This window comes from Paraburkholderia sp. RL17-337-BIB-A (genome assembly GCF_046025895.1).
GTDB lineage: Bacteria > Pseudomonadota > Gammaproteobacteria > Burkholderiales > Burkholderiaceae > Paraburkholderia > Paraburkholderia fungorum_C.
In genome coordinates, this window is sequence record NZ_JARESY010000001.1 from 3,058,279 (window position 1) to 3,078,993 (window position 20,715).

At 59.6% G+C, this 20,715-nt stretch carries 26 protein-coding genes and 2 tRNA genes; 21 read left to right on the forward strand and 7 right to left on the reverse strand.

Going from position 1 to position 20,715, the window contains the following annotated elements; translation table 11 throughout:
• Window positions 1-211: 211 nt before the first annotated feature.
• The 10 genes from P0D84_RS13635 (at window position 212) to P0D84_RS13680 (ending at window position 6,141) form a co-directional block, all read left to right on the forward strand.
• Entirely contained in the window at window positions 212-523 is a 312-nt protein-coding gene (locus P0D84_RS13635; protein ID WP_408337123.1) for a hypothetical protein, read from the forward strand.
• Entirely contained in the window at window positions 520-1,500 is a 981-nt protein-coding gene (locus tag P0D84_RS13640; protein WP_408337125.1) for a hypothetical protein, read from the forward strand. Before P0D84_RS13635 ends, P0D84_RS13640 begins: the two co-directional genes overlap by 4 nt.
• On the forward strand, window positions 1,497-2,189 hold the full coding sequence (locus P0D84_RS13645; protein ID WP_408337127.1) for a hypothetical protein: 693 nt from the start codon (window positions 1,497-1,499) through the stop codon (window positions 2,187-2,189). The genes P0D84_RS13640 and P0D84_RS13645 overlap by 4 nt, the downstream gene beginning before the upstream one ends.
• Before the next feature lie 96 nt (window positions 2,190-2,285).
• Window positions 2,286-2,501, forward strand: a complete 216-nt coding sequence (locus P0D84_RS13650; RefSeq protein ID WP_408337129.1) for a hypothetical protein — start codon at window positions 2,286-2,288, stop codon at window positions 2,499-2,501.
• A gap of 20 nt (window positions 2,502-2,521) precedes the next feature.
• Window positions 2,522-3,040, forward strand: coding sequence for a hypothetical protein (locus P0D84_RS13655; RefSeq protein ID WP_408337131.1), 519 nt, complete (start codon window positions 2,522-2,524; stop codon window positions 3,038-3,040).
• 24 nt (window positions 3,041-3,064) lie between these two features.
• The gene (locus tag P0D84_RS13660) at window positions 3,065-3,715 is read left to right on the forward strand and encodes a hypothetical protein (protein WP_408337133.1); all 651 of its coding nucleotides are present in this window, start codon (window positions 3,065-3,067) and stop codon (window positions 3,713-3,715) included.
• 51 nt (window positions 3,716-3,766) lie between these two features.
• On the forward strand, window positions 3,767-4,024 hold the full coding sequence (locus tag P0D84_RS13665) for a hypothetical protein (protein WP_408337135.1): 258 nt from the start codon (window positions 3,767-3,769) through the stop codon (window positions 4,022-4,024).
• A 3-nt stretch (window positions 4,025-4,027) separates the two neighbouring features.
• Window positions 4,028-4,675: a YmfQ family protein gene (locus P0D84_RS13670; RefSeq protein WP_408337137.1), complete on the forward strand. Its 648-nt coding sequence runs from the start codon at window positions 4,028-4,030 to the stop codon at window positions 4,673-4,675.
• Window positions 4,676-4,698: 23 nt separating this feature from the next.
• On the forward strand, window positions 4,699-5,589 hold the full coding sequence (locus P0D84_RS13675) for a gp53-like domain-containing protein (protein ID WP_408337139.1): 891 nt from the start codon (window positions 4,699-4,701) through the stop codon (window positions 5,587-5,589).
• Window positions 5,590-5,598: 9 nt separating this feature from the next.
• A complete protein-coding gene (locus P0D84_RS13680; RefSeq protein ID WP_408337141.1) occupies window positions 5,599-6,141 on the forward strand; it encodes a hypothetical protein in 543 nt (180 codons plus the stop codon).
• A 132-nt stretch (window positions 6,142-6,273) separates the two neighbouring features.
• On the opposite strand, the gene P0D84_RS13685 is transcribed toward P0D84_RS13680, so the two are convergent.
• Window positions 6,274-6,507 carry a hypothetical protein gene (locus P0D84_RS13685; protein WP_408337143.1) on the reverse strand — a complete coding sequence of 78 codons (234 nt, stop codon included), beginning with the start codon at window positions 6,505-6,507 and terminating at the stop codon, window positions 6,274-6,276.
• A 501-nt stretch (window positions 6,508-7,008) separates the two neighbouring features.
• Between P0D84_RS13685 and P0D84_RS13690 the strand changes: the two genes are divergently transcribed.
• From P0D84_RS13690 to P0D84_RS13705, 4 genes are all read left to right on the forward strand, one after another.
• Window positions 7,009-7,085 (forward strand) — tRNA-Met (locus P0D84_RS13690).
• 164 nt (window positions 7,086-7,249) lie between these two features.
• Window positions 7,250-8,329 carry a DUF5677 domain-containing protein gene (locus tag P0D84_RS13695; RefSeq protein WP_408337145.1) on the forward strand — a complete coding sequence of 360 codons (1,080 nt, stop codon included), beginning with the start codon at window positions 7,250-7,252 and terminating at the stop codon, window positions 8,327-8,329.
• Window positions 8,330-9,103: 774 nt separating this feature from the next.
• Entirely contained in the window at window positions 9,104-9,406 is a 303-nt protein-coding gene (locus P0D84_RS13700; RefSeq protein ID WP_408337147.1) for a hypothetical protein, read from the forward strand.
• 181 nt (window positions 9,407-9,587) lie between these two features.
• The gene (locus P0D84_RS13705) at window positions 9,588-9,788 is read left to right on the forward strand and encodes a hypothetical protein (RefSeq protein WP_408337149.1); all 201 of its coding nucleotides are present in this window, start codon (window positions 9,588-9,590) and stop codon (window positions 9,786-9,788) included.
• A 221-nt stretch (window positions 9,789-10,009) separates the two neighbouring features.
• Here the strand turns inward: P0D84_RS13705 and P0D84_RS13710 are convergent, their stop codons facing one another.
• Window positions 10,010-10,168, reverse strand: a complete 159-nt coding sequence (locus P0D84_RS13710; protein WP_408337151.1) for a hypothetical protein — start codon at window positions 10,166-10,168, stop codon at window positions 10,010-10,012.
• Between the two features lie 320 nt (window positions 10,169-10,488).
• Between P0D84_RS13710 and P0D84_RS13715 the strand changes: the two genes are divergently transcribed.
• From P0D84_RS13715 to tnpC, 4 genes are all read left to right on the forward strand, one after another.
• Complete coding sequence (locus P0D84_RS13715) at window positions 10,489-10,746, forward strand: DUF8583 domain-containing protein (RefSeq protein WP_408337153.1); 258 nt, start codon at window positions 10,489-10,491, stop codon at window positions 10,744-10,746.
• 342 nt (window positions 10,747-11,088) lie between these two features.
• Window positions 11,089-11,487, forward strand: coding sequence for an IS66-like element accessory protein TnpA (gene tnpA, locus P0D84_RS13720; protein WP_408337155.1), 399 nt, complete (start codon window positions 11,089-11,091; stop codon window positions 11,485-11,487).
• Window positions 11,484-11,831, forward strand: a complete 348-nt coding sequence (gene tnpB, locus P0D84_RS13725) for an IS66 family insertion sequence element accessory protein TnpB (RefSeq protein ID WP_408243351.1) — start codon at window positions 11,484-11,486, stop codon at window positions 11,829-11,831. Before tnpA ends, tnpB begins: the two co-directional genes overlap by 4 nt.
• 30 nt (window positions 11,832-11,861) lie before the next feature.
• Complete coding sequence (gene tnpC, locus P0D84_RS13730) at window positions 11,862-13,418, forward strand: IS66 family transposase (RefSeq protein WP_408337157.1); 1,557 nt, start codon at window positions 11,862-11,864, stop codon at window positions 13,416-13,418.
• A 109-nt stretch (window positions 13,419-13,527) separates the two neighbouring features.
• Here tnpC and P0D84_RS13735 read toward each other — a convergent pair whose 3' ends face one another.
• On the reverse strand, window positions 13,528-13,788 hold the full coding sequence (locus P0D84_RS13735) for a hypothetical protein (RefSeq protein ID WP_408337159.1): 261 nt from the start codon (window positions 13,786-13,788) through the stop codon (window positions 13,528-13,530).
• A 439-nt stretch (window positions 13,789-14,227) separates the two neighbouring features.
• Here P0D84_RS13735 and P0D84_RS13740 point away from each other — a divergent pair, with 439 nt between their 5' ends.
• The 3 genes from P0D84_RS13740 to P0D84_RS13750 are packed head-to-tail and all read left to right on the forward strand — an operon-like array spanning window position 14,228 to window position 15,252.
• Window positions 14,228-14,518 (forward strand): hypothetical protein, encoded by a 291-nt coding sequence (locus tag P0D84_RS13740; RefSeq protein ID WP_408337161.1) that lies wholly within the window; start codon window positions 14,228-14,230, stop codon window positions 14,516-14,518.
• On the forward strand, window positions 14,511-14,774 hold the full coding sequence (locus P0D84_RS13745; protein ID WP_408337163.1) for a hypothetical protein: 264 nt from the start codon (window positions 14,511-14,513) through the stop codon (window positions 14,772-14,774). The genes P0D84_RS13740 and P0D84_RS13745 overlap by 8 nt, the downstream gene beginning before the upstream one ends.
• Entirely contained in the window at window positions 14,767-15,252 is a 486-nt protein-coding gene (locus P0D84_RS13750; protein WP_408337165.1) for a hypothetical protein, read from the forward strand. Before P0D84_RS13745 ends, P0D84_RS13750 begins: the two co-directional genes overlap by 8 nt.
• 188 nt (window positions 15,253-15,440) lie before the next feature.
• Here P0D84_RS13750 and P0D84_RS13755 read toward each other — a convergent pair.
• The 4 genes from P0D84_RS13755 to P0D84_RS13770 all read right to left on the reverse strand — a co-directional run bounded on the left by P0D84_RS13755 (window position 15,441) and on the right by P0D84_RS13770 (window position 20,138).
• Window positions 15,441-15,531 (reverse strand) — tRNA-Ser (locus P0D84_RS13755).
• Between the two features lie 73 nt (window positions 15,532-15,604).
• Window positions 15,605-17,623 (reverse strand): sodium:solute symporter family protein, encoded by a 2,019-nt coding sequence (locus P0D84_RS13760; protein ID WP_408337167.1) that lies wholly within the window; start codon window positions 17,621-17,623, stop codon window positions 15,605-15,607.
• A 4-nt stretch (window positions 17,624-17,627) separates the two neighbouring features.
• Complete coding sequence (locus tag P0D84_RS13765; RefSeq protein ID WP_408337169.1) at window positions 17,628-18,047, reverse strand: DUF4212 domain-containing protein; 420 nt, start codon at window positions 18,045-18,047, stop codon at window positions 17,628-17,630.
• 276 nt (window positions 18,048-18,323) lie between these two features.
• Window positions 18,324-20,138 carry a cytotoxic necrotizing factor Rho-activating domain-containing protein gene (locus P0D84_RS13770; RefSeq protein ID WP_408337171.1) on the reverse strand — a complete coding sequence of 605 codons (1,815 nt, stop codon included), beginning with the start codon at window positions 20,136-20,138 and terminating at the stop codon, window positions 18,324-18,326.
• Between the last annotated feature and the right edge of the window lie 577 nt (window positions 20,139-20,715).

Below are 20,715 nucleotides of genomic sequence, written 5' to 3' on the forward strand. Positions count from 1 at the left end.
TATCTACAAAAAGAGGAAAGCGCAGATTGCTACGGCTACACCTGCTACAGATGCTACAGATGGAATAAGAACCAAGCTATCTGTAGCAACAGTAGCAACTGTAGCTGTAGCAACGCCTATGGCATCCCCTGTTGATTCCGCGAACCGTAGCAAAAGTAGCAACTGTAGCCGTAGCAAACCTAGAAGTGCCGAGGCTGCCAACGACCCAGCGATGATTCCCGTCGATTGCATCGGGGCCTTGCAATCTGCTGACGGCGGGCTGTATCTGCCCTGGGGACCATGCCTTAGTCCTGGTGACGTGAAGCGGATGCGCGGCGAGCTTGTGGCGCTGATCGAGGAACTGGCCGACCTGGAGCAATGGGACTCAGGCCGCCGTGATGACGTTCTAACGCGGGCCATTCGCGGTCCGCTGGCCGACCTGATGCCGAACCTGCACCACTTCAACGAGCGGCTGTCGGAGGCCCGCGCGGAGGCGGCAGCGCGAGATGCAATGGACCGGCGGACGTGGAGGTTTGACCGATGACGGCCGACACGAGGGTGATACGCAGGGCCGTTCTCTGTCTGGCCCTTGCGTCGACCGGCACAGCGGTTTGTATTTCGGTGCTTGCCGGCTGGCAACGCGGCGGCTGGTTGTCGGAGCGCTTGCTGTGGATCGCGATCGCGGCTGTGCTGGTCGTAACCGCACACCTGCTGCCGGCGTTGTGCCGCTCTGCCCCGCTCGTTGTTCGTTGCGTCGGTGCTGTGCTGTGGGTCGGCTGCATGGGCGCAAGCTGTTACTCGCACGCGATGTTTTTCACGATGGCACAGCAGCACGCCGGGGAAGTGCGGGCCGCAGCCGTCGCGATGCCGACCGTCACGCCCGTGACCACGGCGGGGCGCAGTCTCTCCGACATCGCAATCGACCGGGCCAACGTGACGACCGCGCTCGCTGCTGCGAACGCACGGCGGTGCACGCGTGACTGTTCCGCGGTGCGCCTACAAAGCGTCTCAATGTCCGCCCGGCTCGACGCGCTCAACATCGAGGCCGACGAAGCCAGACGGCGGGAAGCATCCGACGACCGGCAGGCAGCGCAGCAGGATCGTGTGATAGCTCGACGTGACGATCTCCGCGCCGATCCGGTAACGAGCCGTCTGGCTGCATTCGTTGGCGCGACGCCGGGACGGATAGACCTGCTGGCAGGGCTGGCATTCGCGGCGGTGCTCGAAGGCGTTGCGTGCCTGTTCTGGCTCCTGGCGTTTCATCCAAGCTTTGCTACAGCTACAGATGCTACGGTTGTGCGTCACGCGGCAGTAGCGGCCCCTGATCCGGATCCGGTTACCGCCGCTATCGAACCCGAAGACGACGCGACGAGCCTTGCCCGCGAGATTGCAGCCGGCCGGGTGCGGGCCACCGTGCGGGACATTCGCCGACATTTAGGATGCAGCCAGACGAAGGCGGCGGAGCTGCGTCGGCGCCTGTCAGAGTCATCACCAACGCCTAACCAGTGTGCCAATCCATGAAGAAAAAGCCAGAACCCACCCTCGAATATCACAAGCCCAAAGTCGAGCGCATCCTGACCGATGCCGAGATCCATCGCATTGCTGGGACTCTACGGGACGATCGCGGATCGCCCGCAGACGCCCGGCTGCTGCTTGAACAGTTCGTGCACGGCTGCTACTGCGCGAGCGGGCCGTCGCCCGAACTGCTCATCTATCTCCGCGACGCTCTGAGCGACTTCCTTTATGGCGGGAAAACCCTGGATGCCGCACTGCATTTCAAGAAAGGCCGCGGACGCCCCAAGATCGATCGGGCCGTGAAAGTTGAGTTGGCAACCGCTGTGCTGCGCCACAGACTCCGGACGGGCTCCTCCCTCGAGGTGGCCGTCGAGCACGTGGAAGATGAGTGCGGGCTAAAGCGGACGGTGATCGCTGGAGCGTGGTCCGAGTGCAAAGAAAATGCCCGCATCCGGATTCGCGACCAACGGATGGAATTGCTCGAGCGGGACGAATCGGCCGGTAGTGACCTATGGACCGTTGAGGAAATCGCGACTCTCCGCGATATCTTCGGCGAAACCCTGCGCATGCCGGAGATGGTCGACAGCGACCGCTACGTCGCAGTCGAGCGGCCAGACGCGGAAACGCCGAAGCTCGATTCGTCGTCTATCGCGCGCCGGATTATAGAAGCCGGCAGGCGTGCTTTTGGGAAGTAGCCTTCTAGGCCGGAAAAATGCAGTGATTAAACCGGCGTGATAATCCGCGCTGCGTCGCGCATAGTGAGGTCATCGCAAGCCACAACGGATTAAACGATGACCCGACAAGCCAAGTCTCTCCCGGAAGCCGTAAAGGTTTTCGACGCCCTTCCCGACGATGCCCGCGTGCCCGCGGAAGTCGTTACGGCACTGTTCTCCATCAGCAATCGCACACTCGCCCGAAGGATTCAGTCCGGAGTAATCCCGGCGCCGATCCATCCGAATCCCCGCGCCTTCAGCGTCGGCGCGATCCGTCGCGCCCTGCGCACCTAACCCAAAACACCAGGATTCACATGAAAACTGATCTTATTGGCAACCTCACCGGTAAGCAGTCCTCACCGGATAAAAAGCCGACCGCTGGCACTGGTAACGCGATGGCATTCGCACAGTACCTGGGTCTGCCTGGCCGGGTCGCTGCAGCGGCAAAGTCGGCACCGGCAAAGGCCCAAGCAGTGGCAGCGAAGGCACTGCGCAAGCCCGCGGCGAGTCTGACGCCCGCCGCAAAGCATGCGCCCGCTCAAGGGAGCGCTAAGCCGGCACCGGCAGCGACCAAGGCAACCGCTAAGGCTACGAAGGCTGCACGCCGTCAAGCGACCGCAATGCCGTTCTCTGAGGCAATGGGCGGCTTTAAATCGGCAGCGCACGACCAACACGCCGGCACTACCGAGCTCTGGCCCGAAGTGATCGGCGGTGTTGCGACCGGTCGATTTATCAAAGTCCAACGCACCGAGACGACCGCGCCGAAGCTCGACGCATCCGCAGTGGGCCGCCAGATTGTCGCGGCAGGCGAACGACTGAACGGCAACAAGTAATCAACCCCAACCCAAGGAACGAACATGAGCGCCAAACAATTGACCAAGACCATCAACGCGCGCCAGTCGGAGCTTGACCGCCTGACCGCTGATATCGACCGCTGCACGTCTGCAATTGCTGCCGTAGACGAATCCGAGTCACACGTTACTGCGGCACGCCAGCGACGCGACGCCGAAGCCGCAGAAGCCTTTCTCGCCAAGCGTGACCCGGACGCGTCATTTAACGCCGAGCTTGACCGCGCCGAGCAGCAATCCGCGTCGCTGCGCGCAAGCGGTAATGCGGCACGTGGGGCACTTGCTGTCATCGAGAAGCGATGCGAGGAACTGAAAGCCGAGATTGCAGCGGCACGTGTGGAACTGACCGCTGTAGCACTAGCGGACATTGCGCAGCAACGGGCGAAGGCTCAAGCGGCATTCAATGAAGCTGTTGATGCGCTTCGCGGGCCGCTCGAAGAAATGAGCGCGTTCGACGGCATCACGCGGGTGCTGACGGGTAACTACAGTTGGTTCACCGGTTCGGCGATGTTGCTGGACGCGTTGAAAGGCGACGGGCTGCGCGTGTGGACGGAACGCGGGTTGCAGGGACCGGCATGGATGGGCGCAATCGCTCAAGGCTCGAGCGAAAAGTATCAAGCGCTGGCCAACGAACTGCGCACGGCAGGCCTGGATATCTGACACGTGGGCGTACTTACCAAAAAGCGCTATCGCGCACAACGGAGAAATCGAATGAACGTAGACAACGATCCGAGCACACTTTCACCGGCCGGCGAACGACTTCCTTGTCGCGACCCAGAGGCGAGCGCGGTTGCCACTCCCGCCCAGTGTGGTTCGATGCGGGCGGGCGATCCGCTTGCGACCTTCAGTCCGACCAAGGTGGCAGATCAACTGCAAGCGAGAACGGAGGGGATCATTCGCATGGGTGACCCTGTCGGCGGTCGGGTTGATGAGCCGCTGATCGACGGGTCTAATTCGCTCACGGACTAACCGATGCCAGCACCGAACTATTCTGCCCAGGATTTCTCCGACGTCATTCTGGCGCTGCTGCCGCGGGGACTAACCTGGCCGCGTGACCCGGACTCGGTCATGGCACAGACAGTCGGTTGTCTGTCTCCTACGTTCGCGCGCCACACGCTTTCGAACAATGAATTGCTCGTCGATGCATTCCCGGCGACAGCGGTCCAATTGCTCACGGAATGGGAAGAAACGCTAGGGCTGCCTGATCCATGCGCCGGCGAATCGCCGACCCTTCAGGGGCGCCAGGCACAAGTCGTCGCGCGGCTCACGAATAGCGGCGGCCAATCGGTGCCGTACTTCACGGCCTATGCGCAAGCGCTTGGCTATGACGTGACCGTAACGGAGTTTGCACCATTCCGTGCGGGTCAATCGAGTGCTGGTGACCCTTGTTGTAGCGCGGACTGGGCGTTCACTTGGAAAATAAATGCGCCAGCCGAAAGCATCACCTATTTCTGTGCAGGTTCGTCCTCTGCTGGCGAGCCGCTCGCTAGCTGGGGAAATGAAGTACTTCAGTGCGAGCTAAGCGGTGTCAAACCCGCTCACACCATTCTTAACTTCACGTACGGACAGTCGGGGGAGCTGGATATCTCGTTCGTACTTGGCGAGTCCTCCCTTTTGTGAACCCATACCGATAAGGATTATTGATGTTTCCGACAGATCAACCAACCGCAGTATCGACGCTGCCAACGCCGGCGTCAGCGGGCACGCCTGGTTTCTTCACGGGAGGCAACCCAGCCGGCGGCCAACCGGCCACACTCGTCGACGCCGACTGGCTGAACATGCTTCAGCAGGAGCTGCTCAACATCGTGACTGCGGGTGGATTGACACCCAGCAAGACGACATACAACCAGGTTCTGTCAGCGATCAAGCGCATTGGGCAAAACACGCTTGTGCTCACCGACACTGGGAACGCGAACGCATACGCAGCAGCGAACCCGGTTCCATTGGTCGTGGGAACATGGGCCGACGGCGTAGTGCAGGCGGTGAAGATCGCGCACGCCAACACTGGTGCGTCGACCTATGCGCCGGACGGCCTGACTGCCATCCCGATCTATGGTCTAGGCCTGCAACCGCTTCAAGGCGGCGAGTTGGCGCTGAACGGCACGGCCATTCTGATGCACGCGACCATCGCAGGCGTGAACAGTGGCAATCCGATCTGCGTGCTGATGGAATGCGCCGGCGGTGCACAGCAGGTTGCCCCCGCTACGCAGAGTAATCAAGCAGTTAATCTGGGGCAGTTCGGCTCGTCTCTCGCAGCCAACGGCTATCAGAAGCTCGCTAGCGGTCTGATTATTCAATGGGGTGGAATAGGATCGATTGCGGCAAACGGGTCGTTGCTCATTACATACCCTATTGCGTTTCCTACTGCAGTGCTTGGACTTTCCGCTACCGCGGGCGCGACCTCTACGGCTTCGTCGTCAATCAACGGAGCGAATATCCAGGGATCGCCAAACCAGAAAGCCAATTTCTATGTATATAACAGCAGCGCGAGCGTTGCGACGCAAGCTGGCATATTCATCGCGATTGGGTACTAAAGGAAAATCATGGGACAAAAATTCGCAGCATATAACGCGCAAGGTGCGATCATGGCTTTCTACGACAGCGTCGACAGCCCCGTGCCGGAGGGTGTAACCGCCATTGAAATCACGGATGCGCAGTGGCAAACCTGCATCGCGACGTCCGGTTACACGGTGGTGAATGGCGCACTCGTCGCGCCGACGCCACCGGCTCCGCCGACCGCCGCACAGATCGCGGCACAGGCGCTTATCCAGTCGGCTCAAACTGCAATGGCCGCCGGTATCTCGATTGTCAGCACCGGGACACCGGCACTCAACGGCACCTATGCGTGCGATCAGTTGAGTCAGATGGACATCATCGCCATCGAGACGAGCCTGAACGCAGGCAAGGGCTTCCCGGGTGGCGCGACGACATTCAACTATCCGGACGTCACCGGCGTGATGCACTCCTTCACGGAGGCCGACTTTACGAACTTCGCCGCCGCGGTGCGCGATTTCGTTTATGGCTGCAAGAGCGTGATTGCTGGCGCATCAACGACGCTTCCTAGTTCTGCCGTGACCATTGCGTAATGACCAAGCACTGGTGCCGCTTCGGTGGCGCCAAGTGCATATCACAGAGATTTGATATGAAACGATTGTATGCACGATTCGTGCTGTGGATGATCCGGCCGGCGCTCGAACTTAGCCGGCCGAACGTGAAGATTAGTGTGCGGCAGGAAGGTCCAGCAGTACCCGGATATCGATCGAATCCGACCGGTAGGTAAACACGCGTTCTACTACCTGAAAGACTTGGATGCCTGAATCGCCGGGCAACTCAATGTGATCCCCGACATCCGGGAATGGTGCCCCGGCGACGTATGAAAAGTGATCGTTCGGAATCCCAGTGCGTAACGTGATCGCTTGTTCAGTGAACTGGAAGTTGATGCTGATGTCCATGCGTGCCCCCCCGCTTTGTTGTGGTTGAGGAAGTGAAGCGCTTCGATTCTCGCACGGCGGCGGTACGCACCTTTTACTTTCGGGACCGTCGACGTGGAGCTTACATATAGCTTGGGTCCTCCGCCGACGAGTTGCCCCTGCGGGCACGCTAACTCGCGATATTCGCCCAGCCACAGGACGAAAAAAGTGTCCGCACTGTCCGCAGTCTGGACCCGCAAACCTTGATGGGACGGCCCTGCAAATCGGTGCGGACATTTCAAATGTGTCCGCACAGTGTCCGCAGAATGTCCGCAATTGATTGAGCCGTCGAATAGACGGCGCGCCAAGCCTGTGAGTGGCGCGCTCAGAGAAACCCAGGCAGCCGCTCACGCTCATGGACGCCGCTTCGCATCCTTCCCGGAAACTCCGGGTGCGGAAGGCGGCGGGGAGCGGCAACCCAATGACCTGCGGCGCTGGCAACGTTCTGTTGACCGGAACCGACAACCCCAGTACACTCCGCGCCGCGGGGTGGAGCAGTCTGGCAGCTCGTCGGGCTCATAACCCGAAGGTCATAGGTTCAAATCCTATCCCCGCAACCAACATATGAAGCCCGTCAGGCAAACGCCTCACGGGCTTTTTGCTTTTCTTCCCGGTCTCGGGCGTCAGCGGCGGCAGGGGGTGGCACGACGAAAGGACGCCTCGGCGCCTTTTTTTGTTTTCAGACTATCATCCAACGTCAATTCTCCACTGCGCTCCGCTAGTCATGAAAAGCTTCCGAGAACTGCTAGACGAATACTTTCGCGAGCATCCCGAAGATCATAAGCCGGGGCCGGACGAGGCGATTGATCAATGGTTGGCGGACAATACTGACGAGCTGGTCCAAATGTTCTCAGCCTCGCTCGCGCGAGACCTCGATGCTAACCAGCGGAAGCATGTGGATTTGCTTCGCTCGGACATGTCCGGCTTTCAGAGTCGCTTATTGGATACGTGGAGCGCTCCTTTGGTGCGTCTGGACTCTCTCATCGGGATGTGTCAGGAGATCGGCAGCGAGATTAGTTCCGAATACAGATCCGCAGGGAAGTGCACTCCTTCGCCGCGACGAAGCATGACTACTCGCCTTCATGCTCGCGCCGTGCAGATCGCTAACGAGGTGGCTTGCCTAGCAAAAGGTGGTTATGCGGATGGGGCAATGGCGCGCTGGCGATCGCTGCATGAAACAACGGTGATCCTCACGTTCCTCGGCAGACACGACGACGAGCTTGCAAGCCGATTTGTTGATTTTCAGGCGATCCTTCGCTGGAAGGCCGTCTGCGAATATAACGAACATCACGCTGCACTAGGATTCGATCCAATCCCGTCCGATGACATAGACCGCTACGAACGTAAGCGCGATTCAGTGGTAGCGAAGTATGGCGACTCTTTCAAAAGCGATACTGGGAACGGATGGGCTTCCGAGGTCCTTAAGCAGAAGCGAGTGACGTTCAGGGATATCGAAGACTTCGTCGACCTGAGTTACCTTAGGCCGCAATATGGTTTTGCCAGTAAAAACATCCATTCCGGCGTCGATAGCATCGGTTACAAGCTCGGGTTGTCGATGTCGAACCAAGAGGCGCTGCTTTACGGTCCGTCTAACGTAGGCCTGATCGAGCCTATTCAATGCACAAGCTATTCGCTGATCGTCGCTACCAGCGAATTGATTGACACGGCACCCCACGACGAGCAAGCCATCATGGAAAGTGTTTTATGGCGCTGGCATGGAATGCTCAAAGACGAGTTGGTCGAAGCTGACAAGGCACTACGCATCAAGGGACAAGAAGACAGCCAGACTATCGACGACCGCTAATGGAGTACGGTCTTCCGCTTCCTTCCTGGGAAATCCGGGCGTGGACGACGGCAGGCGCCGACACCCAATGACCTACGGCGCGCCGTTATCCAAACGTATAGGCGCACGATACCTGCGGAGGGTTGCCGCAACCGTTCGTAGAATGGTTTTCTTTCGGTCGTCCCGCTATCTTGATTACGTGGAAGTACGCGGCTCGCCCCGGAGCCCTGCAACCATACGTCCCACTCGCGATTCCCCGTCGCGAGTTTCGGCCCGCCCAGCTTCGGCTGTCGCGGGCTTTTTGTTTGCTGCCTCAGCCGGCAGCCGCTCATGCTCATGGAAGCCGCTTCGCATCCTTCCCGGAAACTCCGGGTGCGGACGGCGGCGGGGAGCGGCACCCTCAAACTGAGAGTCAGGGCTAAAAACAGATTTGAAATCCGAATGGACGGCCCCGCCATGTGCGGGGTTTTTTCCGTTTCACGAAAATATCCGAGACGGTCGTCGGCACTCGAAACCAATCTGAATCGTTGCCAGATTTTTCGTTACGTAACGAAAATTTGAGGTTGACCCCGCTGCTGGCCCAGAGCCGGCACGAGGCCAAATCTTGCCGAGTGTTGGCAGGCGCGCATTTATGGGGCGCAATCACGTGCCATTGAGGAGCATTGCCGGTAGAGTGACTTTGCCTCACCGGTCCTGAGGCAGAAGCAAGCCGTGTCTTTAGGCCCGCTCTGGCCCATGTGGTCGTGCGGGCTATTTTTCGCCTGTGCGGCATAGACCGCCACATTGGAAACCGCCATGACAACCCTGACGCTCGATCAATTCCAGTCGCAACTCTCGAAACTGCTGCGTGATATCCCGTTCGGTACAACTGCTGACCTCACGGCATTCGCGGTTGCGTATTGGCACGGGCAGCAGGTGGCCTACGCTTTCATAAACCACAACGGCCGGCTCCAGATCGAAGACCGATTTGACCTCGGCGAGTATGAATGGGAGCACTGGCATGACCAATTTTCCGCATGGATCGATCTGCCGGCGTTCAGTGTCAGGCCAGAAATAGCCGAAATAGCTCGGGTTGCGCCGCAGCGTGTCGTACCGTAATGCGCGCCAGGGCGCCCTGAAGGTCGACTGGATAATTCACATCCTCACCGCCGGGATATAGCCGATAGCGACAGATTGAGATCGTGGCGGCCGTTTTCCATTGACGTGTCGCAAGCAGTCGAAACGCGGGCATCGATTTTGCGGTAAAGGAGATGCGATCGAGTCGCGAGGGGGAAAGATCATGATGAGACTATTCGGCATATTGTCTTTAATTGCCGGTGTCACGGGCTGCGTGGCCGCTCCGCCGTACGGCTATGGCTACGGTGATCCCGCGTATGGGTATGGTCCCGGCTATTACGCGCCACGCACGAGTGTTGGCGTCGGCGTCGGTGGCGGCAGTTTTGGCGGTGGTGTGGGCGCGGGTGTCGGCGTCGGCTTCTGAGCACTTGGGCGATCCCGAAAACTTCCAGACCTCCCCGCCGGAGGGCTTTTTCCCGCCCAAAAAAGAAGCCGCAGACATAGCCGCGGCTCGGAATCACACGCGCTCGGGCATCGCTCCGACGCCCGGCGAATCCTATACAGTCCATACAAATTAACAAGTGTTCTGGAAGACCAAACTGCTATGCCGTCGCCGATCGGGGTTTTCGATTTCTGGCGGCATCATCAATGCCTATGGTGCATCCAGCCCATGTGATGCGCATCGAGCCACTGAGACATCCCCTCACCCTTGTGGTCGCGCATGTAACGTCGCGCCAGCATGACCGCCGCAACGACCAACACGACCGCTAGGCCCACTAAAAAGCTAATCATTGAATCAGTCATGGCAGCCTCCTTGCCCCGTTGCGACCATGCTTACATTGTAGGCGCCGCACAGGCTAACCCGGGTGGTTCACTTTTTCGTTAGCCAGTCCCTCGCCCACGGTATTCCTGTTCCCTCTGTTCCCGGTCTGTGTGACGCAGTGGGAACACGACAAACCCGCGCCAGCGTTGGCTGTTCCCGGTGTTCCCTCTGTTCCCGGTGCTTTTGTTGATGGCGACAGGCTCGACTGGCTAGTTTCCAAGCGTGAGGTTTCCACGGAAATGGCCGTTCTGGATTGTCGGCAGCGCGCATAGAATGGCGCGGCCTAACCGGAGATTGAACGATGACGACGCTAAAAAGCCGAGTGGCTGCGACAGACAAAAAGATCAACGAGATTAAGGAGGCCCGCAAGGCATCCGACAAGGCACGACGCCAGCAGTACAAGCAGAGCAAAGCCGATCACGACCGCAAGGTGATGCTCGTCGGTGAAGCGGTGCTGCGTCGCGTAGATCGCGGCGAGATGGACGAAGAGGAATTCAAGCAAATGATGGACGAGGCGTTATCCCGTCCTGCTGACCGGGCGCTGTTCGATCTGGAGTGAGGGGTACCGCAGCGTTACTGTCACGTGACACACCTGCGAACGGTTCGCAGATAGGTGCGGTCGCAACCAACTACTACACCTGGGAGTAGCGCCAACGATGGCGCGAACAATGCTCCATTTGCACGTCTGTTTGCGTAACGACGAGTCGTGTCTTAGGCCTATCCTTTACTCCGTCGAGAACAAGGCGACGGGGTTAGAGGAGAAGAGCGGCCCCTGCGGCCCGAGTGTGGCCGCAGGGAGTACGCCGTTCGCTCAAGCGTAAGCAACTCGCGAGGGCCATTCTGGACGACTGGTCGATGCTTTGGGTAATTTGGTGTCCACCAAATTATTGTGGGCACCAACGTGGACAAAACATCAAGCGCACGCACCAAGCGGCCGAATTTCTCGCTCGAGTTCAAGAGGCACCTGGTCGAGCAATCCTTTGAGCCGGGTGCATCGGTTGCCCTGATCGCGCGCGGCAATGATGTCAACGCGAACCTGCTCTTCAAGTGGCGGCGAGCGTATCTCGAGGGAGCGTACGGTCTGCCGACGCTGTCCGAGCAGGCGGAGTGCGAGATTCCGCCGTTATTGCCGGTGAACATCATCGACGGTACGTCTGTACAGGCGCCGCCGCCAACGGTCACTACAACTGAGCCGCTGGAGAGTGTCTGCGAGGTGGAGTTCGAGCGTGCACGCCTGCGCATTCGCGGCGAGGTCTCGCCGGAGACACTGCGGCTGCTGATTCGCGAGCTGTCGCGATGATCGGTCTGCCGGCGGGCACACGCATCTGGATTGCCGCGGGGGTGACCGACATGCGTTCCGGGTTCCAGGGCCTGGCCGCCAAGGTACAGACGGCGCTTCAGGAGAATCCGCTGGGCGGTCACGTGTTCATCTTCCGCGGCCGTCGAGGTGATCTGATAAAAATTCTTTGGGCTACCAGCGACGGGCTATGGCTGCTTGCAAAGCGGCTCGAGCGTGGCCGCTTTGTCTGGCCGCAGGCCGATAGCGGCAAGATCCATCTGACCCAGGCCCAGCTGTCGATGCTGCTTGAGGGCATCGACTGGCGGCAGCCACGCCGTACCGCCGAGCCACTGTCGATGTTGTAAACCGCGCAACACCTGCGTAAACTGCGTGGCATGTCTGATGCCAGCGACCTTCCTGATGACATCGATGCACTCAAGGCCTTGTTGCTCGAGGCGCGGGCGTCCCTGGCCGAGCGCGATCTGGAAATCGAACGGCTCAAGGCACAGATCGACAAGCTCAAGCGCATGCAGTTCGGCCGCAAGTCCGAGAAACTGGACCGGCAAATTGCGGAACTTGAGACCCGACTGGATGATCTGACCGGCAGCCGTGGCGCAGCCGAAACGCGCGAAGCACAGGCCGGCGGCAGGAGCAGGTCCGACGCGCCCGAACGTGCTTCGCGCGAGGCGCTCCCGGACCACCTGCCGCGTGAGGAGCACGTGCTCGAGCCGGAGCCAACCTGCGCCGAATGCGGCGGCCAGATGCAAGCGCTGGGCGAGGACGTCTCCGAGCAGCTCGGCCGCATCGCGGCAGCGTTCAAGGTCATCCGCACCATCCGGCGCAAGAAGATCTGCGCCTGCTGCGGTCGCATCGTTCAGCCGCCGGCACCGAGCCTGCCGATTCAGCGCGGCATCGCGCACCCAAGCCTGCTTGCCGAGATCTTTGTGGCCAAGTATGCCGATCACCAGCCGCTTTACCGGCAGTCGGAGATCGCTGCACGCGAAAACGTCAAACTGGACCCGGCGAGCATGGGCCGCTGGGTTGGTCAGTGCGAGGCGCTCGTCGATCCGCTGGTGAAAGCGCTGCGCCGCTACGCGATGGGCGGCCTCAAGATCCATGCGGACGACACGCCGATCCCTGTGCTCGCGCCGGGCAACAAGAAGACAAAGACAGGCCGGCTGTGGGTCTATGTGCGTGATGACCGTCGGTCCGGTTCGAAGGAACCAGCCGCCGTCTGGTTTGCGTACTCGCCCAACCGGCAAGGCGTCCATCCCCAGCGCCATCTGACCGGCTTCAGCGGGATCCTGCAGGCAGACGCGTATTCGGGCTTCAACGAGCTGTTCCGGGACGGCTCGATGCGCGAGGCAGCATGCTGGGCGCACGCGAGGAGAAAGCTGTACGACATTCACGTGCGCACGCCGTCTGAAACCACGCAAAAGGCGCTCGACTATATTGGCGAGCTCTACGGCATCGAAGCCAGTATCCGCGGCAAGCCGCCTGCCGAGCGGCTGCGTGTGCGGCAGGAGAAGGCCAAACCGCTGCTTGAAACCTACGGTGCATGGCTCAGGGCAAAGCTCCAGATGCTGTCAACGAAGTCGGATACGGCCAAGGCCATCAACTACTCGCTCAATCAATGGCTCGCGCTGACGCTGTACTGCGACGATGGCACGGTGGAGATAGACAACAACATCGCGGAGAACGCGCTGCGCTGTGTCTCACTGGGACGAAAAAACTTCATGTTCGCCGGCTCTGACAGCGGCGGTGAGCGGGCAGCGGCGATGTACTCGCTGATCGCCACGTGCAAACTCAATGGCGTCGATCCGCGTGCTTACCTGTGCCATGTGCTGACCTGCATCGCCGATCACCCGATCAACCGCGTCGACGAATTGCTGCCCTGGCGCGTTGCCGCACACCTGCAAAATCCGCCCCAACCTGCGGTTCCGACCGGTTGAACAACAGCGGTGGACAGCACGCCCCGATCGCCCGGAACGGCTCACACGCGCTGAGCCAGTAGCCGACTGCACCTGGGACAGCGGTCCGTTACCCGGTAACGCTGAAGGGCTACCGTCGAACCTGGAAGTAGGTATCCCATTCTGCGGAGTCCGGATCGAGCCTGCGCACGATAGCCGCGTCCGCCCGCACTACCAGCCGCTCCAGCATCTCACGCTTCGTTACCGAGTAACGGCGTGCCAGCCGTGCGAGCGCGAGATCGGCTTCAGTGGTCACCCACATATCAAGCCGCCGCTCCCCGTTGCCATCGTTTCCAGCTGTCGCCCGCCTTGCCCGGAAGGCGGCCTGCCGCTCCGCTGTTGTTTGCGCCATCGGTTTCTCCTCGTCGTTGTTACCCGGTAACGATATGTCTGAATTCGTTACCGGGTAACGCAAAATACCCAAAGGAGATAGCATGTCCCGCTTCACATCGCGTCGTCCAGAAAAACCCGAACGGTCCAAGCGAGGCGCTTACGCTCAAGCCTCAAGTTCGCAAAAAGTTCTTGTGTGCGGTAACGAACAGTTCTATGCTTCGATCCGTCACGCAAACAAACGTGACCGGGTTTGGCGACCTGACTATCGATAGGCGGACAACCGCGGTACCGCGGTTTTTTTACGTCCGCACGCCTTTGCGCGCCCTTCACAATGGGTGGGCCTGGGCGGGGAGACCTTCGGGTCTGCCGGTTTCCTATCGAGCCGGTTCGCCAACCCCGTCCAGTGCCCGCCCACCATTCCCTTGGTCGGCGGAACAACAATTAAGTAAGGACCGACCATGAATCAATTTGTAAGCATTACTGATGATATCGGGGTGCAGGGCTCCGCTGATGCCATCGATCAACCCCGCAAGTTTGCACGCTTTGAAGAAGCCATGTGTCTGGCAAGCAATGCGTTCTTCAACATCGAGCAGTTGCTTCTCATCCTCAGAGGAGATATCGACGGCTGCAAAACCATCGATCAAAAACGTGTCGTCTCACTTATTCAAATCGGCATCGATCTTACGCATATGCAGGGTGAACTTCTCGGGCAAGAAGCCGAAGCCTTTGAGGAGGCGAACCGTGGCTAAGCTCCCAACGTTCGACCATAACCCGCCAGAAGGAACGGTGACGGTGACTCACCATAACTACGCCATTCGCGACTATGCGGAGATCCGCTCCGGCCAACTAACTGCTCTTCTATCGTTGATCCACCGGTCCAAATTGAACGAGGACGATATGGATATGGTCATAGTCCACGGCTTGGCCGAGGATCTCGCTCGCGAGGTTTCGGGCCTTGTTGAGCTCTTTACGCGCACCGATTGTCTGGAGGCGAGTTGTGCATAACGACGCCCGCCACTTCTCCGAAAATACCCCGCAACTCGAAACCGAAAAGCGGGAGGCGCATTTTTCCGCCTACGTTGATGAGGCAATCCGCCAGGCACTGCGAGATCAACCCGCAGAGCTGCCCAATGATTCAACCGTCATCTATCACCGCTCCTTTCCAATCGGATCGGCGCTCGCTGACATCTTTACGCACCGCGCCGTGCGTGATGGCCATCCGCTGTCGCTCATTCAAGTGATTGACCAATTGACGGACGCCTCTGTCCCGGACGAAACGCCCGAACAGCAGGCGCGCCGTGGGATTCTCTGCGGGCTTTGCTGGGAGCTTGTCGGGATTCTGAACATGGGTGGGAAAGGCGGATTCAAGTTCAACATGCACGACGAAGGCCGGATGCTCATGGATGGCGTTCAACGTGGCCGGGAGGCTGACACCAGGGTGGCTCGCGCGATGACCGAGGAGGAGGACGATAGCGATTCTTGAATGCGAACGCACGCCGCGCGTTGTCGGAACGCACAAGCGGCCCTTTGATGGGCCGTTTGCTTTTACGAGTCCAGAGGACGCCGTGGGATTAGTTGCGGGCGCAACTAAGTGCGCCGATGCAAACTTGTGGGAATCTTTGTGGGAAGATTCGAGACGAGGACCGTCTGACAAGGCTTTGCGACGAATTCTGGCGGAGAGACGGGGATTCGAACCCCGGATAGGTTATTAACCTATACACGCTTTCCAGGCGTGCGACTTAAACCGCTCATCCATCTCTCCGGCGGGGAGCCGAATTATAGCAAACTTCACGCCCTGCGCCACACCCCTCTCCAAACCCGCAAAACATGCTCACTCAAGGATGCCGGATGTAGTCCACCAGCGCCCTTGTATAAGCGTCCGGTTTCCGGTCCACCAGACTCACCCCGATCGCCACCAGAAACCCCGCCGGCACGCCGAACACGCCGGAGCTGATCGGCTCGATCCCGAACCACCGTGCGCCCGCGAAGCCCGTCATCTGCGTGAAGAACGGATACGTCGACACGATGTAGTAAATGCACACCACCAGTCCCGCCATCATGCCCGCCACCGCGCCAAGCCGCGTCGTGCGCTTCCAGAAGACCCCCAGCACCAACACCGGAAACAGGCTCGAAGCCGCCAGCGAAAACGCCGCCCCCACCAGAAACAGAATATTCCCGGTGTTCAGCGACGCCACATACGAGGCGAACAACGCGACCCCCAGCAACAGAATCTTCGAGATCGTCACGCGCCGCTGGCTCGAGGCCGTCGGATCGACCATGTGATAGTAGACGTCGTGGGACAAGGCATTGGCGATGGTCAACAGCAAGCCATCCGCAGTCGAAAGCGCGGCGGCCAGCGCGCCCGCCGCAATCAGCCCGGACATCACATACGGCAGCCCCGCGATCTCGGGCGCGGCGAGCACGACCATATCCGGCTGCATCTGAATCTCGCTCCAGCGCACGATTCCGTCGCCGTTCGTATCGGCGAGGCTGATCAGACTCGGTTCGACCTTGCGCCACTGTGTGAGCCATTGCGGCAAATCAGCGAAGTGATGACCGACGAGATTCGTCAACATCTCATACTTGATCAGCACGGCCAGCACCGGCACCGTCAGATAGAACAGCGCGACGAAGAACAACGTCCAGCCGACCGAGCGTCGCGCGGACGCCACCGAGGTCGTCGTGTTGTAACGCGTCAGGATGTGCGGCAGGCTCGCGGTGCCAAGCGAAAGGCACAGCAGCAGCGACAGGAAATTGCGCTCATGCGTGCGCCGGTCCTCATCACTCGTGGCGGGAAACGGCTCGTGCATCGGCACCGGTGCCGCCGCGCGCATCAGCATCTCGTCGCGGCGTTGGGTCCAGACGATCTGGGCGGCGGCGGCGTCGCGTGGAAACTGCTCCAGCGCCCTCTCCCGCTCCTTGATCTCGCGCAGCGGACCGTTATGACGCCGCAAGTCCGCCACTTCCTGGGTGAGGCGCAGCTTCTCGTCGACGAACGATTGCGGCAACGTATCGAGCCGCGTCTGCATCAGCGCGGCGCGCCGGCGGTAATCATCACGTACGGTCTGCTCGAGTGGCGCGTCGCGCACCTGCTTTTCGAGCACCTCCACGCGTTCCATCAAACGGCCGTAGTTGAACTGCGGCACCCAGCCGAGGCCATCCTTATGCGCGATCATCGACACGGGAATCAGAATCGCCGCGATCAGGATGATGTATTGCGCGACCTGGGTCCACGTCACAGCACGCATGCCGCCCAGAAACGAGCACACGAGAATGCCCGCCAGTCCGCAGAAAATGCCGACGGCGAAATCCACGCCGATAAAACGCGTCGCAATCAAGCCGACGCCCTGGATCTGCGCGACCAGATAGACGAACGAGCAAAGGATCGCGGCTAACGCGGCGAGCCCACGCACGGCGTTGCTCGAAAAGCGCGTGCCGAGAAAGTCGGGAATCGTGTAGCGCGCGAGCTTGCGCACGTACGGCGCCAGCAGAAACGCGACGAGGCAGTAGCCGCCGGTCCACCCCATCAGGTAAGCGAGACCGTCATATCCGGTCGCATAGATCGACCCGGCAAGACCGATGAACGATGCCGCGGACAACCAGTCGGCCGCGGTCGCCATGCCGTTGAAGGCGGACGGTACGCGCCGCCCGGCTACGTAATACTCGACGAGGTCGGAGGTGCGCGACAGCAAGCCAATCACCGCATACACCGCAATCGGCACGAACAGGAACACATAGCCGATCCACACGCCGGGGCCGGTGTTCCGCTCGATGCGCCACATCACATAGATGAATAGCAGGAAGCCGAGCGTATAAAGCGCGTATGAGCGGATCAGCCGGTTCGTGAGCGTCATCGGCTCAGTTTCCACGCGCGGTGGGTGCGGTGGAATCGGCACTGGCACTGGGACCGGCACAGGCACTAGTACCGGCGCTGGCGCGGCTAGCACCAGCATCCGCCTCAAAAGCACGTTGCAGACGGCGGTCGGCGCGCTGCATCAGCACGATATAAACGAGGATCAACGCGACATAAATCAGAATCGCCCCTTGCGCACCAAAGTAGAACGGCAAGCTGAAGCCGCCAAAGCGCACTTGCTCCAACGCCGGCGCCACCAGCGGCAAAACGAACGACACCATGAAGCCCACCGTCATCAACGTCGCGATCAACGCGAGATTGAAGCGCCAATACTTTTGATGCGCGCGCGCCATCGCTGCCGAGACCGCAGGGGGTTCGGGCGTGGGGTTGAGCGTAGCGTGAGAGGAGTGGTGCGGCGTGGCCATGCGCCTATGTATCAAAAAGCCACCGGACAGGCAATCGGGATTGTCCGCGCGGTGGCTTTAACTGCAAGGCAATGCACTGGACTCGGCATGTCCACGCAAGCGGAGTTGTTTTCGCTCTTCATTCAGGCATTGGGGCATCAGGTGGGGTGAGCGGCCGCGACTATGTCCGGCCGCCGTTCACGGCAAGTCAGTTTGTCGACAGCAGCGCCGGCGAATCACCCATATGTGTCCGCGCGGGACACACCTTGGGCACCGCACGCCTCATCGACAGGCATCTCAACCCTTTGGCTTGTATTCGTACGTCTTTGATGCCATGGGCGTATATTTTCCCCCTCGCCGGGAACTCGGTCCCGGTAACTCGACTTCACCCTTTTCCGCCAGCACACGTACGGTAACCACGCCTTGTTTATCTTTGCTTATCACTGCTTCCGCCGTACCCAGCTGCCCTACTTCCTGGTTTGAAACATGGTAGTCGAAAACATATGTGCCATGATTTCTCGCACCTTGGTAATCGGTAATGCGTGCGTCCAAAGGCTGAGGATCCGATGGCTTCAAAAATTTTCCACGCGCTGACGGCGCCTCATATTTTCCGTTGTAAACGATGACGGAAAACGGATACTTATTGCCGACATGGACGAGGTCATTGTTATTGCCAGCATAATTATGAGGATCCGTGGACGTCTCATTCTTCATTTTACTGCTTGCGTATCGAATGGCGTTTGCGCCGTCATGAGACGTAATCCAGCCATCCTTTCCCTCGCCGTAGGTTCCCGCATGATAAGCATAGAAATGGTCGGTATCCGAAGCGTACATCATGGTGCAGCCACTCATGGCGCCTCCAGTCACGACAACGGTCTGCCCCGGTTTCAGATTTTCATACGGAACTCTGATCGCACCGACGCCATTTCGGCCGTTAGCCAGTTCGATGACATGCACCTTATCGGAGAGTCGCTTTCCTGACGGTCCCCACTGATCTCCCAGACGGACCTTGCTGTGGCTTGACTCCGAGGTAACTTGCGAGCCGTTCCCTACCGTCAAGACGTCCTTTAATACTTCGGGGATAGCGTCCTTCGCCGACACGGTGTGCTCCGTGTTAATTCCGTAGCTCATCCCTCCCTCCCCGTCCCTTCGATAATAAGCAAAATCGACTGGGAACTCATGAATTCTCCGCCTCTCTTCCGCTGAATTTGCGGGAGGCTCGACGTTGAACGGTCCTTTTCCGATTAATTTATCTACGTGACCATTTCTTACTGACGACTTTCTCAATCTGGAGAGCATCTTGCTCACGATGCCAGGCCGTTTCGGCGCCTGCGTACCGGTTGGACGCGCCGACGGTCGGCGCGGTATCGCGCCTGTCGCGCCTGTCGCGCCTGTCGCGCCTGGCGTGTTTGGCGTGTTTGGCGCTCTCGGTGGCGTGTCCGGATTTCCACCCTCAGGGCGTTGCATCGTCTGCGGGCTTCGCGTACCAGACGCCCCACTGGCCGGCGGCTCCTTTGGCAAACGGGGAGGCTGCGGCGGGCTCAACGGATAACCGACCCGACCGTCGGGGAGCCGGGTAGGCGGCTTGAAATTCGTGCCCGATGGTTTGGTTTGAGGCGGCTTTCGGGGACGTTTACGGGGACCCACATTGGTACCCGACTGGATTGCCGCCCCCATCGCATCTGACGATGGCAATTTGCCAGATGCTGCACGATTTGCTGCTTCCACCAGGTCGGCCGTCGCGGTCATCCCTCGGCCCTGAGGGGTTACCGAAAAGGCGGCATCGATAAATTGAGTGTATCGCTCAATATTCCGCTTTTCCTCTTCTGATATGGGACGTCCCTGTTTCAACTTCAGATAGGAATCCGTTGCACTTCTCGCAAACGAGGCGAATGGATCCCGTAGCGCGTCCACGAAGATGCCGGAGCCTTCCTCTAGCGAATAGTCGCTCTTGATCTGGACGCCTCCAACGTACTGCCGACCAGGGCCGTCTTCTTTCCTTGTAGTGGGAACCGGTGCAGTCGTTTTCACACTACGCTGATCGTCCGAAACACGCCGCATAAAGGTCGGCTCCCGAGCGACATGCTTCATCTGAAACAACGGATCAAACAAGGGATCTCGGCTCAGTTTTTCGTATGCCGCGAGTGTCGATAGGTCAGTGTCAGAAGCCGCGCGACCGTCGCGTTGCCTCTGCTTGATCTTGTGGACATGTTGCCCGAAGTCCTGGAGACGCATCCAGACGGCGTCCGAAGGGACCATCGGCCACGACAATCCGTTCCGCAGTGACTCTGTTCGGAGCGATGTGCCCTGTGTTTGATCCGCAGCCGCACCAGTGTGCGTACGATCTGAACCATTACTCGCATACTCCGAACCGACCTGACCGTAGGCCGATCCATTCTGGGTACTCACGCGCATGACCAAGCCTCCAAAAGCGAGCGCCAACTGGCGCACCAGATGTCGAAGAACCCTTTTCCACACTTGAAATGTCCAGGCATTTCAAGGCTTATAGCGCTCCGTAATGGTTGCGTGGTATTCAGGAATCGCAAATGATGACCCGGCGCAAAGACTGGCAACACCGGTTTTCAGTCTTCTTCATGTCGCGACGCCCATGTCGCTTCCCGCAAATGATTTACGCCCACATTCAGACGCTCACAATGCACGGGCGATCGGGCATTTCGCTCTCTTGGAC